This window comes from Sphingomonas sp. CFBP 13728 (genome assembly GCF_014841895.1).
Taxonomy (GTDB): domain Bacteria; phylum Pseudomonadota; class Alphaproteobacteria; order Sphingomonadales; family Sphingomonadaceae; genus Sphingomonas.
Genome location: NZ_JACYUS010000001.1, coordinates 561,881 through 578,565, shown reverse-complemented (window position 1 = coordinate 578,565; position 16,685 = coordinate 561,881). Strand labels below are relative to the sequence as shown.

At 66.2% G+C, this 16,685-nt stretch carries 14 protein-coding genes; 9 read left to right on the top strand and 5 right to left on the bottom strand.

The features are described 5' to 3' along the window. The 4 genes from IFT67_RS02345 (at position 1) to IFT67_RS02330 (ending at position 3,506) form a co-directional block, all read left to right on the top strand. Positions 1 to 732, top strand: a complete 732-nt coding sequence (locus IFT67_RS02345) for a biotin--[acetyl-CoA-carboxylase] ligase (protein ID WP_192146378.1) — start codon at positions 1 to 3, stop codon at positions 730 to 732. A 10-nt stretch (positions 733 to 742) separates the two neighbouring features. Beyond that, complete coding sequence (locus IFT67_RS02340; RefSeq protein WP_192144906.1) at positions 743 to 1,519, top strand: type III pantothenate kinase; 777 nt, start codon at positions 743 to 745, stop codon at positions 1,517 to 1,519. 63 nt (positions 1,520 to 1,582) lie between these two features. Further along, positions 1,583 to 3,220, top strand: coding sequence for a ribonuclease J (locus IFT67_RS02335; protein WP_192144905.1), 1,638 nt, complete (start codon positions 1,583 to 1,585; stop codon positions 3,218 to 3,220). A gap of 4 nt (positions 3,221 to 3,224) precedes the next feature. Further along, complete coding sequence (locus IFT67_RS02330) at positions 3,225 to 3,506, top strand: DUF1467 family protein (RefSeq protein ID WP_093397299.1); 282 nt, start codon at positions 3,225 to 3,227, stop codon at positions 3,504 to 3,506. 141 nt (positions 3,507 to 3,647) lie between these two features. On the opposite strand, the gene IFT67_RS02325 is transcribed toward IFT67_RS02330, so the two are convergent. Beyond that, positions 3,648 to 4,427, bottom strand: coding sequence for an SDR family oxidoreductase (locus IFT67_RS02325; protein WP_192144904.1), 780 nt, complete (start codon positions 4,425 to 4,427; stop codon positions 3,648 to 3,650). 101 nt (positions 4,428 to 4,528) lie between these two features. Further along, positions 4,529 to 6,814: a coiled-coil domain-containing protein gene (locus IFT67_RS02320; RefSeq protein WP_244647137.1), complete on the bottom strand. Its 2,286-nt coding sequence runs from the start codon at positions 6,812 to 6,814 to the stop codon at positions 4,529 to 4,531. Positions 6,815 to 6,917: 103 nt separating this feature from the next. On the opposite strand from IFT67_RS02320, the gene IFT67_RS02315 reads away from it, so the two are divergent. The 4 genes from IFT67_RS02315 (at position 6,918) to IFT67_RS02300 (ending at position 10,984) form a co-directional block, all read left to right on the top strand. Next, a complete protein-coding gene (locus tag IFT67_RS02315) occupies positions 6,918 to 7,208 on the top strand; it encodes an Hpt domain-containing protein (RefSeq protein WP_192144902.1) in 291 nt (96 codons plus the stop codon). Between the two features lie 79 nt (positions 7,209 to 7,287). Beyond that, positions 7,288 to 8,469, top strand: a complete 1,182-nt coding sequence (locus tag IFT67_RS02310; RefSeq protein WP_192144901.1) for a hypothetical protein — start codon at positions 7,288 to 7,290, stop codon at positions 8,467 to 8,469. 35 nt (positions 8,470 to 8,504) lie between these two features. Continuing rightward, positions 8,505 to 9,596: a DUF2336 domain-containing protein gene (locus IFT67_RS02305; protein ID WP_192144900.1), complete on the top strand. Its 1,092-nt coding sequence runs from the start codon at positions 8,505 to 8,507 to the stop codon at positions 9,594 to 9,596. Then, positions 9,593 to 10,984: a sensor histidine kinase gene (locus IFT67_RS02300; protein WP_192144899.1), complete on the top strand. Its 1,392-nt coding sequence runs from the start codon at positions 9,593 to 9,595 to the stop codon at positions 10,982 to 10,984. Before IFT67_RS02305 ends, IFT67_RS02300 begins: the two co-directional genes overlap by 4 nt. On the opposite strand, the gene IFT67_RS02295 is transcribed toward IFT67_RS02300, so the two are convergent. Genes IFT67_RS02295 through gltX form a run of 3 tightly spaced genes read right to left on the bottom strand, consistent with a single transcriptional unit; the run spans position 10,958 to position 13,900 of the window. After that, positions 10,958 to 11,161, bottom strand: a complete 204-nt coding sequence (locus tag IFT67_RS02295; protein WP_192144898.1) for a hypothetical protein — start codon at positions 11,159 to 11,161, stop codon at positions 10,958 to 10,960. The two genes, IFT67_RS02300 and IFT67_RS02295, sit on opposite strands and share 27 nt — an antisense overlap. After that, positions 11,161 to 12,444, bottom strand: coding sequence for a citrate synthase (locus IFT67_RS02290; RefSeq protein WP_056048581.1), 1,284 nt, complete (start codon positions 12,442 to 12,444; stop codon positions 11,161 to 11,163). Before IFT67_RS02290 ends, IFT67_RS02295 begins: the two co-directional genes overlap by 1 nt. Positions 12,445 to 12,469: 25 nt before the next feature. Then, positions 12,470 to 13,900: a glutamate--tRNA ligase gene (gltX, locus tag IFT67_RS02285; protein WP_197982893.1), complete on the bottom strand. Its 1,431-nt coding sequence runs from the start codon at positions 13,898 to 13,900 to the stop codon at positions 12,470 to 12,472. 90 nt (positions 13,901 to 13,990) lie between these two features. Between gltX and IFT67_RS02280 the strand changes: the two genes are divergently transcribed. After that, entirely contained in the window at positions 13,991 to 16,168 is a 2,178-nt protein-coding gene (locus IFT67_RS02280) for a ComEC/Rec2 family competence protein (protein WP_192146374.1), read from the top strand. Positions 16,169 to 16,685 lie beyond the last annotated feature (517 nt).

Genomic DNA, 16,685 nt, shown 5'->3' with positions numbered 1-16,685 from the left:
ATCATCCGCACCGTCGCGGAAACAGGATCGACCAACGCCGACCTGCTGGAGCTTGCACGCGGCGGTGCCGAGGACGGTCTCTGGTTGCGTGCGATCCGGCAGACGGCGGGGCGGGGGCGGCTCGGGCGCGAATGGTCGTCGCCCGAGGGTAACCTCTACGCGAGCACGCTGGTCCGGTTGCGGACAAATGATCCGCCGGCCGCCAGCCTCGCGCTGGTTGCTGCGGTCGCCTTGCAGGAAACCGTGTCGACGTTCCTCGTCGCCGGGATCTGCCAGGGCACGACCGATGCGAGCGAGACGCTGGTCCTGAAATGGCCGAACGACCTGTTGCTTGCGGACGCCAAGCTGTCGGGTATCCTGCTCGAACGCGCCGACAATGCGGTGATCGTCGGCTACGGCGTCAACATCGCGCATCATCCCTATTTGCCTGACCGTGCGACGACCGATCTGGCCGCGCACGGCGTGGTGGTCGATCCGGCGATGTTCCTCGACATCCTCGCCGACAGTTTCGCGCGCTGGATCGGTCGCTGGCGGACCGAAGGCATCGCGCCCGTCCGTGAGCGCTGGGTCGATTGTGCGCACCCTGCCGGGACCGCGCTGACCGCTCGCCTCCCCGATGGCAGCGGGATCGACGGCCTGTTCGTCGGCCTCGACACCGACGGCGCGCTGATCCTCCGCTTGGCGTCTGGCGAGCGGCGTGTCATTCACGCTGCCGACGTCTTCCTGCTTTGAGGCCCCGCTGATGCTGCTCGCGATCGATGCCGGCAATACCAATGTCGTGTTCGCGCTCGTGGACGCGGGCGAGATCGTCGCCCGCTGGCGGATCGCGACCGATCCGCGGCGGACGGCGGACGAATATGCGGTGTGGCTGAGCCAGTTGATGCAGCTCGGCGGGCATGATCGCACCGCGGTCGAGGGCGTGATCGTCGCTACCGTCGTGCCGCGCGCGCTCCACAACCTCCAGGTGCTCGCGTCGAAATACTTCAACACCGCGGCGCTGATCGCCGGTCATGCGCCGGTCGAATGGGGCATCGCGATCGACGTCGACGAGCCTGCCTCGCTCGGCGCCGACCGTGCGGTCAACACGATCGCCGCGCATGCGCTGCATCCCGGCGATCTGATCGTGATCGATTTCGGCACCGCGACCACGTTCGACGTCGTCGACTATAGCGGCGCGTACAAGGGCGGGATCATCGCGCCGGGGATCAACCTGTCGCTCGACGCGCTGGTGACCGCCGCGGCGAAACTCCCGCGGATCGCGATCGAGGCGCCGACCGATACCAGCGTCATCGGGCTCAACACCGTCTCGCAGATGCATATCGGCATCTATTGGGGCTATGTCGCGATGATCGAGGGGCTGGTCGCGCGGATGAAGCGCGAGATCGGCCGTCCCGTGAAGGTCGTCGCCACCGGCGGCCTCGCCACATTATTCGAGAAACAGACCGACGTGTTCGACGTCATCGAAGCCGACCTGACGATCCAGGGGCTGGCGATGATGTGGGATCGTCACCATATCTAGGGCCATTGGGCTCGCGCCGACCGGCCTGCGGGCCATATTCCTGTATAATCCTGAAAGTAATCAATGACTCCGAAGAACGAACTCCTTTTCTGTGGCCTTGGCGGCTCCGGCGAAATCGGCATGAACGTCAACCTGTACGGCTGCCAGGGCAAGTGGGTGATGGTCGATCTCGGCATCACCTTCGCTGATCCGCAATATCCCGGCGTCGACGTCATCCTGCCCGACCTGTCCTTCATCGAGGACCGGATCGACGACCTGTTGGGCATCGTCATCACGCACGGCCATGAGGATCACATCGGCTCGCTTCCGTACCTTGCCGAAGACCTCGGCGTGCCGATCTACGCGACGCCGTTCACGATGGGCCTGATCCGCGGCAAGCTCGAGGAAGAGGGCATCGCCAATCGCGTGAAGCTCAAGATGATCCCGATGGGCGGCAATTTCCAGCTCGGGCCGTTCGGCTTCACCTTCGTCGAGATGTCGCATTCGATCCCCGAGGCGAACGCGCTGCTGATCGACACGCCTTATGGTCGCGTGTTCCACACCGGCGACTGGAAGCTCGACAAGAACCCGGTGATCGGCAACCCGACCACGCCCGAGGGCTTCATGGCGATCGGCGACAAGGGCGTCGATGTGCTGGTCTGCGATTCGACCAACATCTTCAATACCACTGCATCGGGCAGCGAGAGCACCGTGCGCAAGGGCCTGTTCGAGGAGGTCACCAAGGCCAAGGGCCGCGTGATGATCACCAGCTTCGCGTCGAACGCGGCGCGTCTGCACACGTTCGGCGAAGTCGCGAAGGAAACCGGGCGCAAGCTGTGCGTCACCGGGCGTTCGCTCGACCGGATTATCAAGGTGGCGCGCGCGACGGGCTATCTGAAGGATTTCCCGGACACGATCAGCCCCGACGAGGCGATGCGCCTGCCCAAGAACAAGGTGCTGATCATCGCCACCGGTGGCCAGGGTGAAGAGCGCGCGGCGCTGGCGCGTGTCGCCAATGGCCAACACACGATCACGCTTGAGGCCGACGACACGGTGATCTTCTCGTCGAAGCAGATCCCGGGCAACGAGGTCCAGATCGGTCGCATCCAGAACACGCTCGCGGCCAAGGGCATCCGCATGATCACCGAGCGCCAGGCGCACGTCCATGTGTCGGGCCATCCGGGGCAGCCTGAACTCGCGCAGATGTATGACTGGCTGCGGCCCGAGGTACTCGTGCCGACGCACGGCGAGATGCGCCACATGATGGAGCATGCGCGCTTCGGTCTCGAGCAGGGCATTCCACGCGCGATCGTGCAGAGCAACGGCGACATCATTCGTCTGGCCCCCAAGGGCCCGGCGAAGATCGGCAATGCGACGGTCGGGCGCCTGGTGCTCGACGGCGACGTGATCCTGCCGGCGGACGGCGCGACGCTGAGCGAGCGGCGGAAACTGGCGATCAACGGCCAGATTTCTGTCGGTGTCGCGCTCGGCAAGGACGGCCGGATGGTCGGCCAGCCACAGGTGCGCGTGCAGGGTGTGCCGGTCGAGGAAGACCGCGCGGCGTTCATCGCCGATGCGGTGCAGGCTGCCGCCGATACGGTGCGCGGTGGCAAGCGCGAGAGCGAGAAGATGCGCGAGCAGATCCGTCTCGCGGTGCGCAAGGTGGCCAAGCGCTGGACTGGCAAGCAGCCGATCGTCGATGTCCTGCTGATCGAGGGCTGATCGGGTGCGCTGGACCTCGGCACTCGCGATCTACGTCCTGTTCTGGTCGTTCTCGGTGTTCCTGGTCCTGCCGTTCGGCGTGAAGACGACTCGCGAGGTCGGGGGCGAACACGTCCCCGGCCAGGCCGAAAGCGCGCCGCATGAGTTTCGGTCTGGGCGGACGGCGTGGCGGGTGACGGTGGTCGCAACGGTGTTGTTCGTGTTGTTCCAGCTGAATTATTCGTACGGGTGGATCACGCCGCAGAGCGTCGACCTGTTCGACCGTGGGAACATGGTCACGCGCTGAGTGGCGGCTTCACGATCCTCCCCCGCAAGGGGGAGGTGGCACCGAAGGTGACGGAGGGGGAGGGCACGGAACAGAGGTTTCCCTAACCTCCCCCTCCGTCTGGCAAGTGCCAGCCACCTCCCCCTCGCGGGGGGAGGATCGTTACCCCGGCGACGCGGCGGAGCCTGCCAGCAAGCCGCCATCGATATTGATCTCCGTTCCCGTAATATATGTCGCCTCGTCTGACGCGAGCATCGCGGCTACCGTGGCCACCTCGTCTGGCATTCCGAACCGTTTCAACGGCGTGTCTGCCACCAGCGCCGCCATCCGCGCCTCGCGGTCCGGCCCATCCCCGAGCATCGGCTCCCAGATCGGCGTCAGGATCGCTGCTGGATGCACCGAGTTGCAGCGGATCTTCCACCCTTGCTGCGCGCAATACAGCGCCACCGTCTTGCTGTGATTGCGGATCGCCGCCTTCGACGACGCATAGGCCGCAGCTAAGGGGATCCCGACCAGCCCGGATCGCGACGAGATGTTGATAATCGACCCCGTGCCCGCGGCCTTCATCGCACCGATCGCATAGCGGCAGCCAAGGAACGTGCCGTCTAGATTGACTGCATGAACGGCGCGCCAGTCCGACAAGCTCACATGTTCCGGATCGTGCGTGACCATGCCGTGCTCGAAACCCGTCACGCCGGCATTGTTGACGACCACGTCGACCACCGGAACGATCGCCGCCAGACGCTGCCAATCCGTCTCTTCGCGGACGTCGAGCTTTTCGAACCGGCAGCCTATCGCCGCCGCAGTCTCGGCGCCGGCGGTTTCGTCGATGTCGGTGAGGATGACGATGGCGCCTTCGTCATGGAAGCGCTCGGCGATCGCGCGGCCGATGCCACGTGCTCCGCCGGTGACGACGCAGATCTTGATGTTCAGTCTGGGCATGTAAGCCTCGAAATATGAGTCCGGTCGGCGGACTGCTCCGCTGGCGATGGCCGCGTTAGCGGTGACGCTGAATCATTCCGGGAGCTCCTTCGACGTGCGGTTCAGCGCAGACGCTCGATCGCCTGCGCGAGCGCTACGTATAGCTTGCCCATGTCCGACGACAACAGTGTCACCCCGAGCGGCGAGCCGTCGCGTTGCGTCAGGATCGTGCGGAGCATCGCTTCGAAGTCGTGGATGTAGCGGTTGACCATCTCGCGGAAGGTCTCGTCCTCGTCGTACAGACCGGCGATCTCGCGGACTTCGCTGGCGTCCAGGATACGGACTGCACGTCGCGTAAAGACACCGCGGTCGCCCTTGAGATACGCGCCCCAGGCGCTGTCGGAGATTTCGGGCGCGATCGCCTTGGTGATGTCGATCGACGCGGAATTCAGCGATTCGATCAGCAGAGAGACGCGGCGTGCGAAGGTGTCCTGATCGGCGTCCTCGCGCTCGGTTCGCGCTTCCTGGAGCCGCGTTTCGACGATCGCGGTCTGGTCGACGATCGCCTGGACTTCGCGCGCAAGGCGTTCGGTTGCGCCGGTAGCGGCGTCCACCGCGGCGCCCGTCGCATCGGTGAGCGCCTTGACCTGGCGTTCGACGGTGTCGTTGGTGGCGCGGCGCATCGCGTCGGCGCTGGCGGCTTCGAGTGCGGCTGCGGCTTCGGGAATGACTTTCGACAGCGTCTCGCGCGCCTTGTCGGCCGCGACCGCAGCGGTCTCGCGGACGCGGTGGAGCGCCTCGATCAACTGCGGCGCGGCGTCTTCGGCGAAATGCTGCGTCCGGCCGATCGCCTCGTCAACCATGTGACCGAGCGCATCGGCCTTCGCGCGGCCTGTGTTGAGCGTGTCGAGCAGGTCGGTCGACAGCGTGTCGAGCACATGGCGCTGTTCGCCGATGACCCCGGCGATCGCCTCGATCGCGTCGTGCGTGCTCTCCGCGGCGGTGACGAGCGCGAGCAGTTCGGGGCGTGCCGAAACGACGATGCTCTTGCTGGCGAGGACCTGCGTATCGAGGCGGCCGAGTGCGGCTGGCATCGTCTCGTCGATCTCGCGCGCGGCAGAGTCGAGGGCGACGAGCAGCGTCTCGGTCGTCGCGATCGTCCGGTGCGCCATGTCGTCGCCCGCGCGCAACGCCTCGGTCATTGCATCCGCAGAGCCGCCGAGCGCGCTGATCGAGGCCGCGAGGTCCTGCGTGCGCTCGGTACCGTGGCGATGGAGCAGTTCGATCCGCGATTCGACTTCGCCGAGCCCGGTGTGGAGGTCGTCGACTATCCGATCGCCGGCGCTGCGTTGCAGGTCGAGGCGGATCGCGACGCGTTCGATCGCGTCCTCCACGCTGGCAATCCGCTTGGCGAGCGCTTCGGCGCTGTCGCGGGCGGCGTTGTCGAGTGCGGCCTGGTTCGCGCCGACCATTGCCAGCATCGCGTCACCCTGCGCGGCGATGCCGCGGCGTGAGTGATCGACCGCGTCGGCGGTGCGGTTGAGCAGCGCGTCGACTGCGGCCGACATGCCGTCGGTGACAGATTCGAGATGTGCGCCGGCGGTCTGACTGGTCGCCTCCATCCGGACGATATGCGCGGCAAGACGCTGTGCGGCGCCGCTGGCCATCGCGTCGGCATCACGGCCGCGTTCGGCCAGCGCGACGATCTGCGCGTCGAGGGCGGCGGCGTGTTCGCTTGCAGACAGCCCGGTGCGTTCGAGGCGCTTGGCGACGTCGTCGATATCGGCCTGCGCGCGGGGGAGGGTGGCGATCAGCACGCCGAGGCTGGTCTGCGCGCCGGCCGTCGAGGTCGCGAGGTTGCGCGCGTGCGCCGCGGCTTGGTCGATCTCGGACACCATGCCGCGACCGATCGCTGCGAGTTGCTCGGTTGCGCCGCCGCCCATCGCCATCAATGCGTTGAGCTGCTCGGCGAGGTGTTGGCGGTTGACGTCGATCGTATTCGATAGCGCGGCGACGCTGCGTTCGAGGCTCGCGGCCTCGTCGCGCATGGCCTGCGCGGTGATGCCGAACCGGTGCGCCTCGCTACGGCTGGTCCGCATCGCGAGTAGCCAGACGATGCCGATCAGCGCGGGGACGATGCAGAGCGCGGCGATGAACTGGACGAGCGTAACCGGCTCGATGGTTGCGAGCGATCCGCGCGCGAGCCAGAGCATTGCCGCGAGCCAGACCACCACGATGGCGACCGCGATACCTGCGTAGAGACGTCCACGTTCAGGCGCAGGCTCTTGATAAACCTCATCAAAGTGTGTTTCGAGGACGGTGTCGGACATGTCTTCTATCACCGGATCCATCACGATATCCGCGCGAATGGGATGGGCATTGCCTGCCGTCGCGCGAAACCCGATCATTGACGAACCCCCGTTCATGAGTGTCTGAGGTATCACGAAACGCGGGCAGACAAAATGCATAGTGCAAGCTTTGCTTAAGCATCCGTCCGGTAAGCAGGGCGGCATGGCGTATGATGCCGGAGCTATCGGTACGACGCTCGCGGCTGCGGTCGGCGACGATCCGGCGCTGATCGCCGATCTGCGCAGCGCGTTCGTCGAAAGTGCGGAGCGCGTGCTGACCGCGATGACGCTGGCGGCGGACGCAGAGGATTGGCGCGCGGCGGCATGGCGACTGCGGGGATTGGCGGCGAGTTTCGGCGCCGTGCGGCTGATGGCACTCGCGACGGAGGTCGCCGAAGACCCGCGTGACGCAGAGGGTCTGAAGAAACTTCGCCGAGCTATTTCCCGCCTGTAACGCGGTTCCGACCATATAGCGGGGCGGTTCGGCCGAACGCGGGCTTTGCAGGACGGCGCGTACCGCCTAACAGCCGCGCATGCTTGCCGGCCTATTATTTGCAATTCACGACGCCGACGATCGCCCCGATCGTCTGGCCGCGACGCTGCCGTTCAGTGGTGTCACGCTTATCGAATACCAGGCGCGGTTGCTGATCGCGGCCGGCGTGTCGCAGGTGATCGTCGTCGTCGCGCGTATGACCCCCGAACTGCTTGGCGCGATCAACCGCATCGGACGGCGCGGCGTCAGCGTCGATACGGTGCGCTCCGCGACCGAGGCGGTGGAGAAACTTCACCCGCTCGCCCGCGTGCTGATGCTCGGCGACGGGCTGGTCACGACCGAGGCGATCGTAAAGGCGATGGCGACCGAGGAAGGCGATTGCCTGCTCGTCGTGCCCGAGAGCGATGCAGGTCCGGGGTTCGAGCGTGTCGGCGGGCAGATGGCATGGGCCGGCGTCGCACGCCTGAGTTCGAGCCGGATCGCCGAAGTAGCCGCGTTGCCGCAGGATTACGATCTCCAGTCTTCGTTGTTGCGGCTGGCGGTACAGTCGCGCGCGATCCATGTGCTGTTGCCGACTGACGCAGTGCGCGGCGGGCACGGGATCGAGCGTCAGGCACGGACGCTGGAGGAGCGTGGTCGCGCGGTGCTGATGACGATCGTGTCTGGGCGACGGGGCTGGTTCGACCGGTTCGTGCTCGCGCCGATCGCGCGACTGGCGCTGCCGCTGCTCGTCGATCGCGGCGCGGCGGGAACGACCGTTGGCGCGGGCGGGCTGGCGCTGGGCGTCGCCGGGCTGGTGACGATCGGCTTCGGGTTATCGTCGGTCGGGCTTCTGGTCGCGTTGATCGGGTGCATCGCTCTGGCGCTCGGGTCGGTACTGAGCGGACTGCGCGACGAGGAGCCGATAGCGCATGGCCAGACGCTGGCGATCGCCGGCGTCGTTGCCGCCGCGATCCTCGTCTTTGCATTCTTCGTCAGCGGTTATGCAGGCGAGAACACGGCCTTGGCGATCGGCACTGCGCTTGTCGCGATCGGTGGACTCGCGGAGCGCGCCATCGTCGAACGCGAACGGCAACTCTGGTGGGGCAGCCCCGCGGCCTATCTGCTGATCGTTGCCGTGTTTGCGCTGATCGGTTTTCCGGTGTTTGGGCTGGGGCTGACGGCTGTGTATGCGACCACGACGCTGGCGGCAGTAATCGAACGATTGCGTCGCACGCCTTAGGCGGACCTTAACGACCGGGGGCTAAGCACGGGATCATGTCGGTCGGCCCAACGATGCATGACGCTATGCCGTCCTACGATCCGGTGACGCGAGCGGAGACTGCACGCCTGCGGGCGGAAGCGCGGTTGGCGGGCACGATTGCCGACTTTTTCCTGGATGCGGACGCGCGGTTGGACGACCGGACGCGGCTGATGCTGGCGCATGTGCTCGGCGCTATCGTCGGCGCGATCGAGTGGGATATTCGGCGACATGCGGCGCGGTTGCTGGCGGGTGACGGGGCGACGCGCGCGGGTGAAGCGATCCTCAAGGCAGGGGCGGGGAGCGTCGTCGAACGCCTGACGCGCGCTGGATTGCTTCGTGACGAAGAGTTGATGGAAGAGCTCATTGCCCGCGTTCGGCATGACCTGATCGCGGCGTCACTGCCTGTCGAAGTGGCTGAACCCGACGAGGCGAGCCTGCTGGTACGGCTGGCAGGGGTGCCCGACAGCATCGTGGCGTCGGCGGCGTCTGCGTTGCTGGCGGCGGAAAGCCGGCGGCGGGTCGCGAACGAACTGGGATCGGCAGGCGGGAGCGAACTGCCGGCCGAGCTGCATCACCGGCTGGTCTGGTGGGTCGCGGCAGCGATCCGCGATGGTTTGAAGTCCACACGCGAGAGCGACCGGGCGATCACCGATGCGGCCGAGCGCAGCCTTGCCGCGCATGACGAAGGCGAGCGACCCGACGCGGTCGCCATGCGGCTGGCCAAGGCTCTGGACGCGCGCCCCAATGAACTGGCCGCCGTCCTGGTCGAATCGATCGGGGATCGGCGGCTGTCGCTGTTCGTCGCGGTACTCGCGCATGCGCTCGGCATCGCGTTCGATCAGGCGCGATCGATCACGCTCGAGCCGGACGGCGATCGGCTGTGGCTGGCGTTGCGTGCGCTCGATATGGATCGACCGACGATCGCGAGGATCGGTCTCGCGCTGTCCGAAGCCGATCCGCGGCGCGATATCGAGGCGTTTGCCGATGCGCTGGATGCGATCGTATCTATCGGTGTCGAGGATGCGCGGGCGTCGATCGCACCGTTGGCACTGAACCGCGATTTTCGGATGGCGTTGCGCGCGCTGGCGCGTACGGATCGGCGATGAGCGTGTTCGACCCCACAACCGAAAGCCCGATTGCCCACGCCATCGTCGCACCCGACGGTTCGCTGTCGTTCGCGGATCCGGCGCTGATCGCACTCAACCAGCGCGCGGGCGGGATGCGCGGCGCGCCGCTGGCGGTGCCGCAACTCGCGACGATCGCGCGGCTGGCACGACGGCTCGGGATCGTCGTCTCGCGCGGCGTGGTCATCGCGGATGACGAGACCGACGTCGACCTCTGGGTGCGCGCGCAACCCGACGGCGAGAACGTGCGGCTGACGGTCAGCGGCTGGCGCGAGGTCGCCGCGTGGCGCCCGACCCGGCCTGCACCCGACGCGCAAAATGATTTCCTCAGCAGCGATACCGACTGGCGATGGGAGACCGATTCCGCGCTGCGGTTGACGTTCGTGACGCTCGACGCGGGGCCGAAGCACGGCTTCGACGCCTTCGCGCTGCTCGGCCAGCCGCTGACCGCGATGTTTGCGCTCGATGCTGGCACGGACGGGACGCTGCCGATCCTCGATTCGCTCGCCCGGCGACGGGCGATGGCGGCGCAACCAGCCAGGTTACGGAGCTCGGGACGTGCGGTAACGCTGACTGCGAACGTGCGTCACGATGCTTCGGGCGATTTTGCCGGGTTCGTCGGCGTCGCGCGGATGGTCGTAGAGGACGTCGCGCCGTCCGCTGAAACCGCAACGGCAACCGCAACGCTGTCGCCGACCTTCACGAGTGGGCTCGACAAAGCGTTGCGGATCCCGCTCGCGCGGATCGTCGCCAACGCCGACAGCATCAACGCGCAGGCCGATGGCCCGGTGCAACATGATTATGCCGACTACGCCGCGGATATTGCCAGCGCAGGGCGGCATTTGCTCGAACTCGTCGATGACCTCGTCGATCTCCAGGCGGTCGAGCGTCCAGACTTCGCGCTGGCACCCGAGCCGATCGACCTCGCCGACGTCGCCCGCCGCGCCGCGGGTCTGCTGACTGTACGCGCGAGCAATGCCGAGGTGACGATCGTTCGGCCGGCGATGGACGCACGCGTGCCGGCACTCGGTGATTTCCGGCGTGTGCTGCAGATCCTCGTCAATCTGGTCGGCAACGCGGTGCGCTATTCCCCCGCGGGGTCGCATGTCACGGTATCGGTGGAGCGGTCCGAGACGCAGGCGATCGTCGTCGTCGCGGATCAAGGCAAAGGCGTCGCGCCCGAGGATCAGATCCGGATCTTCGAGAAGTTCGAGCGGGTCGATCCGTCGGAGGCCGGCGGCAACGGGCTCGGCTTGTATATCGCACGGCGCCTGGCGCGGGCGATGCAAGGCGATCTCATGATCGAGAGCGCACCCGGCGAAGGCGCGCGGTTCGTGCTGACGTTACCGGCGGATCCGGCGCGCCACTAATATCAGCGCGAGGCCGAACGCGGCGAGGAATGCGCCGCGATCCGCCCATGGCCGCTGGTCGAGCATGAAGCTCGACTGCGGCCAATGGACGTAACCAAGCCCCTGACCGATCCAGAGCAGACCCATCAGCGCGCACAGCACGCCGACGATCATCAGGATCGGCCGGAGCATCTTCATCAGCGTGACGCCATCGGGACGTAGTCACGCGCGGTCGGGCCGCTGTAGAGCTGGCGCGGACGGCCAATCTTCTGGTCGGGATCGGTGATCATCTCGTTCCACTGCGCGACCCAGCCGACCGTGCGGGCGAGCGCGAAGAGGACGGTGAACATCGAGGTCGGGAAGCCGATCGCCGACAGGATCACGCCCGAGTAGAAATCGACGTTCGGGAAGAGCTTCTTCTCGATGAAGTACGGATCGCTGAGCGCAAGACGCTCGAGTTCGATCGCGACGTCGAAAACGGGGTCGGTGACGCCCAGCTCGCCGAGCACTTCCTTGACAGTCGTCTGCATGACGGCCGCGCGCGGATCGTAGTTCTTGTAGACGCGATGACCGAAGCCCATCAGGCGGAACGGATCGTTCTTGTCCTTGGCGCGGGCGATATACTCGGGGATGCGGTCGACGGTGCCGATCTCATGCAGCATGTTGAGCGCGGCTTCGTTCGCGCCGCCGTGCGCGGGGCCCCACAGGCAGGCGATGCCGGCGGCGATGCACGCGAACGGGTTGGCGCCCGACGAGCCGGCAAGACGGACGGTCGAGGTCGACGCGTTCTGCTCATGATCGGCGTGGAGGATGAAGATGCGGTCCATCGCCTTTTCGACGATCGGGTTCACGACGTACTTCTCGGCAGGGACCCCGAACGTCATCTTCAAGAAATTGCCGGTGTAGCTCAGCGTGTTGTCCGGATAGACGAACGGCTGGCCGACGCTGTACTTGTACGCCATCGCGGCGATCGTCGGCATCTTGGCGATCAGGCGGTGCGACGCGATGACGCGCTGTGCCGGATCGTGGATGTCCGTCGAATCGTGATAGAACGCCGACAGCGCGCCGACGACACCGCACAGGATCGCCATCGGATGCGCGTCGCGGCGGAAGCCACGGAAGAACTGCGCGAGCTGCTCATGCACCATCGTGTGGCGCGTGATCGTGTTCGAGAAGTTCGCCAGCTCGTCTTCGCTCGGCAGTTCGCCGTTGAGCAGGAGATAGGCGACTTCCATGAAATTCGACTGCTCGGCCAGCTCGCCGATCGTGTAGCCGCGGTGCAGCAGCGTGCCCGCGTCACCATCGATATAGGTCAGCTTCGACTGGCACGACGCCGTCGACGTGAAGCCCGGATCATAGGTGAAATTGTCCGTCTGCGCGTACAGCTTGCGAATATCGATGACATCGGGTCCGACCGTACCGGACATCACCGGATACTCGAAATCCTTGCCGTCGACCTTGAGGGTTGCGGTCTCGCTCATGCTTGTATCCTTCCTCGAAATCTTATCAGCTAGCCATCCGGTCGGCGATCCGTCCCAGGCTCTCGTCGCGCCCGAGCAGGTCGAGCACGTCGAAGATCCCCGGCGACGTCTTGCGTCCCGTCAGCGCGGCGCGAAGCGGCTGTGCGACCTGGCCGAGCTTGACGCCCCGCGCTTCGGCCACGCGCCGTACTGCGCCTTCGAGCGCCTCCGTATCCCACTCGGCGAGCGCGTCAAGTTCGGCATGCGCGTTCGCCAAAATGACACTCGCTTCACCTTGCAAAAGGCTCGCTGCGGCGTCATCCATTGCCAATGGGCGCTGGCTGAACAGGAAATTCGATCCGTCGGCCAGCTCGTTCAGGTTAGCGGCACGGGGCTTGAGGACCGGCATCGCACGCGTGAGCAGGTCCAGTCCGCCGGCCGGCAGATCATGGCCGAGACGGTCGGCGGCGAGTTGCGCAAGGCGCGCATCGTCGGCTTCGCGGATGTAGTGGCCGTTGAGGTTCTCGAGCTTCTTCAGGTCGAAGCGCGAGGGCGACTTGCCGACGCCCGACAGATCGAACCACTCGACTGCCTGTTCGCGGCTGATGATCTCGTCGTCGCCGTGACCCCAGCCAAGCCGGAGCAGGTAGTTGTCGAACGCCTCGGGCAGGATACCCATCTCGTCGCGGTACGCTTCGATGCCGACTGCGCCGTGACGCTTCGACAGCTTGGCGCCATCGGGGCCGTGGATCAGCGGGATGTGCGCGTAGATCGGCTCGGGCCAGTTCATGGCTCGGTAGATCGGCAACTGGCGGAACGCGTTGTTGAGGTGATCGTCGCCGCGAATGACGTGCGTCACGCCCATGTCGTGATCGTCGACGACGACGGCGAGCATGTAGGTCGGCGTACCGTCCGAGCGGAGCAGGACGAGGTCGTCGATCTCTTCGTTCTTGACCGTGACGGCGCCCTGGACGCGGTCCTCGATCGTGACGGCGCCTTCCTGCGGCGCGCGCAGGCGGACGACGTGGGGAAGGTTCGGCGCTTCGCTCTCGGGGCGGTCGCGCCAGGGGCTGCGGATGCGGAGCGGTTTCTTCGCTGCCTGTGCCTCGGCGCGCATCGCGGCGATCTCGTCGTTGGTCATGTAGCAGTGATAGGCGTGGCCGTTCGCGACCATTTCGTGCGCAACCTGCGCGTGACGCTCGGCACCGGCGAACTGCATGACGGCATCGCCGTCCCAGTCGAGCCCGAGCCAGCGCATTCCGTCGATGATCGCGTCGATCGCCGGCTGGGTCGAGCGGACCCGGTCTGTATCCTCGATCCGCAACAGGAACTTGCCGCCATTTGCCTTGGCGAACAGCCAGTTGAACAGCGCGGTGCGCGCGCCGCCAAGATGCAGGAACCCCGTCGGCGACGGAGCGAAACGGGTAACCACGGGTGCGGCCGAATTGGCGGTGCCCGTATCAGATATTGCGCCCAACCGCGGGTGCTCCCAGACTGATGAAACAATGGAGAAACGATGGCCATAACAGCCGTCGCCGCCCCTAGCATGCGTCCTTGGCGGCGACAAATGGGCGTGCCGCGATGGGGGGCTGTCGTCGGGCTCGCCGTGGAGCGCTGGCTGGAGGCGGAGCGCGACCAGCTGGTGCTGTGGCTGCCGGTGATGCTGGGTGCGGGAATCGCGTTGTGGTTCGCGCTGCCGGATCCGGCAGCGTGGTGCGTGGCAATACTGCTGCTGGTGGCGAGCGGGTTGGCATGTCTGGCGGTGGGGCAGGGTGGCCGTGCGGCGCGGTCGCTCGCGATTGGGTTGCTGACTGCGGCGCTGGGTCTGGGTCTCATCTGGGCGCGATCGGAGTTGGTAGCGCGACCAGTGCTGGGCGGACCGTCGGTCGCGAGTTTCTCCGCGAGGGTGGAGGCGATTGAGCCGCTGGTGGCGCGGAAGCTGGTCCGGCTGACGCTGCTGCCGATCGGGAAGGGCGCCGAGACCGACGGGCAACCGGTGACCCTGCCATACCGCATCCGCGTCAATCTGGCGGAGTCGGATGCGCCGAAGCTGCTGGGAACGGGAGCGGTCGTGCGTCTGCGGGCGCGGCTGATGCCGCCGCCGCTGCCCGCGGTGCCGGGCGCCTACGATTTCGCCCGAGTTGCTTGGTTCGGCGGGATCGGAGCGACAGGAAGAGGTTTCGCACCGGTGGTCGTGACGACGCCGAGCGAGTCGGGAGCCGGCATCCGCGGCGCGCTTTCGCACCACATCGTATCGCGACTGGACGGCAGCGCAGGCGGTATCGCCGCAGCGCTCGCAACCGGCGACGTCGGTGCGATCAGCGAGGAGGATTCGGAAGCGATGCGCCGCGCCGGACTCGCGCATCTGCTGTCGGTGAGCGGGTTGCATATCACCGCAGCGGTGGCGGCAACGATGTTGATCGTGCTGCGGCTGCTGGCGCTGAGTCCTTGGTTAGCGCTGCACGCGCGCTTGCCTTTGATCGCTGCGTTGGCGGGAGCGGCGGCGGCGATCGGCTATACGTTGCTGACCGGCAGCCAGGTCCCGACGATCCGGTCGTGCGTCGCCGCGCTGCTCGTACTGGCGGCGCTGGCGATGGGCCGAGAGGCGATGACCTTGCGCCTCGTCGCGGCGGGGGCGGCGTGCGTCATGCTGGTTCTACCCGAATCGGCGGCGGGGCCGAGCTTCCAGCTCTCGTTCGCGGCGATCACCGCGATCATGGCGCTGCACGAGCATCCAGCCATTCGCGCGTTCTTCGGCCCCCATGAGGAAGGCAGGCCGCGCCGCCTCGCTCGCGGCATAGCATCGCTGTTGCTCACCGGCCTGCTCGTCGAGTTCGCGCTGATGCCGATCGCCGTCTATCATTTCCACAAGGCCGGGCTCTACGGCGCGTTCGCCAACATCATCGCAATCCCGCTGACGACCTTCGTCGTTATGCCGTTGGAAGCGTTGGCGTTGCTGCTCGATGCGGGCGGGCTCGGAGCGCCGATATGGTGGCTGGTCCAGCGCTCGCTCGATGCTCTGCTGTGGCTGGCGCATATCGTTGCCAGCGCGCCAGGATCGGTGCGGTCCTTGCCAGCGATGCCGACGGCGGCGTTCGCCTTGATGATCGTCGGGGGCATCTGGATCGCCTTGTGGCGGACGCGGTGGCGGCGACTCGGGGTGGTCCCGCTGGCGATCGGGGCGGTCTGGGCGCTGACGACGCCGGCGCCGGATGTTCTCGTGACCGGCGACGGGCGTCATGTCGCGGTGCGGACGGCGGCGGGGCTCGCGATGCTGCGCGATAGGGCGGGCGACTATACGCGTGACATGCTGGCGGAGAATGGTGGGGTGGACGGCGAGCCGCTGTTGCTGGCGGACCAACCCGATGCGCGGTGCAGTCGCGATCTGTGCGTCACCGATATCGCCGCACGGGGACGGATGTGGCGGGTCCTTGCGACGCGCAGCGCCTATATGGTCCCGATCGCCGAGCTGATCACCGCCTGTCGGAGCGCCGACGTTGTTGTCAGCGAACGTGGGCTGCCGAAACGGTGCGTACCGCGGTGGCTGAAACTGGATCGCCGCGTCCTCCGGCGGACGGGCGGCGTCGCGCTGACCTTGGGGGCGGGGACGGTCGTGACGATACTGAACGCGGGCGACCGCCACCCTTGGCGCGACCCGCCAATCCTCGAACGCACTCCATTCAAGCCGCAGCAGGGCGGGTTTCGGGGCTCAGCATCGGCGTTTCGAGTAAATGGGAAACGCTGACGCGTAAAATTAACCACGCAAAAGGCGCGAAGGCGGCATGACCTGATAAACCGCGGCCATTTTAATAAACGAGAGTGTCATGTCGGCTTCCTCTGTGCCTGGGGAGGACGGTAGGCTGGTCCAGACACAACAGCTTTGCGCCTTTACGTGAGCACAATCATCCGTAGCCGCGGGCGATTTTAGTCAGATGAATGTTCACGCGGAGACGCGGAGCCGCGGAGAAATTTTGCAGCGCAGAGTAAATTTGGCGAGTGGTTGTCTGGGTCTCATTCCGATGGCATTTGGAACAGCGGCGTTCTTCTCGGAGCGGAACACCTCTGCGTCTCTGCGCCTCTGCGCGAACCAATCTTCTGTTGCGCTGAGGGTTGTCGACGAGATATTCGCGCAAAGGCGCGGAGGCACAGAGATTATAGATTTGGGCCGCAAGCGCCGTTTTGCAATGAAATGTGGAATCGTCTTCCGAATGCCATGTCGCATTGAAAATAGACGCCCACGCGACTCACGGCATTGTGTGAAG

Coding starts and splice junctions, on each gene's coding strand:
- IFT67_RS02305 (WP_192144900.1), top strand. CDS start 8,505: ATGTCGGTCGGCCCAACGATGCATGACGCTATGCCGTCCTACGATCCG.
- IFT67_RS02295 (WP_192144898.1), bottom strand. CDS start 11,161: ATGAAGATGCTCCGGCCGATCCTGATGATCGTCGGCGTGCTGTGCGCG.
- IFT67_RS02320 (WP_244647137.1), bottom strand. CDS start 6,814: ATGATCGGGTTTCGCGCGACGGCAGGCAATGCCCATCCCATTCGCGCG.
- IFT67_RS02280 (WP_192146374.1), top strand. CDS start 13,991: ATGGGCGTGCCGCGATGGGGGGCTGTCGTCGGGCTCGCCGTGGAGCGC.
- IFT67_RS02335 (WP_192144905.1), top strand. CDS start 1,583: ATGACTCCGAAGAACGAACTCCTTTTCTGTGGCCTTGGCGGCTCCGGC.
- IFT67_RS02325 (WP_192144904.1), bottom strand. CDS start 4,427: ATGCCCAGACTGAACATCAAGATCTGCGTCGTCACCGGCGGAGCACGT.
- IFT67_RS02315 (WP_192144902.1), top strand. CDS start 6,918: ATGGCGTATGATGCCGGAGCTATCGGTACGACGCTCGCGGCTGCGGTC.
- IFT67_RS02310 (WP_192144901.1), top strand. CDS start 7,288: ATGCTTGCCGGCCTATTATTTGCAATTCACGACGCCGACGATCGCCCC.
- IFT67_RS02300 (WP_192144899.1), top strand. CDS start 9,593: ATGAGCGTGTTCGACCCCACAACCGAAAGCCCGATTGCCCACGCCATC.
- IFT67_RS02340 (WP_192144906.1), top strand. CDS start 743: ATGCTGCTCGCGATCGATGCCGGCAATACCAATGTCGTGTTCGCGCTC.
- IFT67_RS02290 (WP_056048581.1), bottom strand. CDS start 12,444: ATGAGCGAGACCGCAACCCTCAAGGTCGACGGCAAGGATTTCGAGTAT.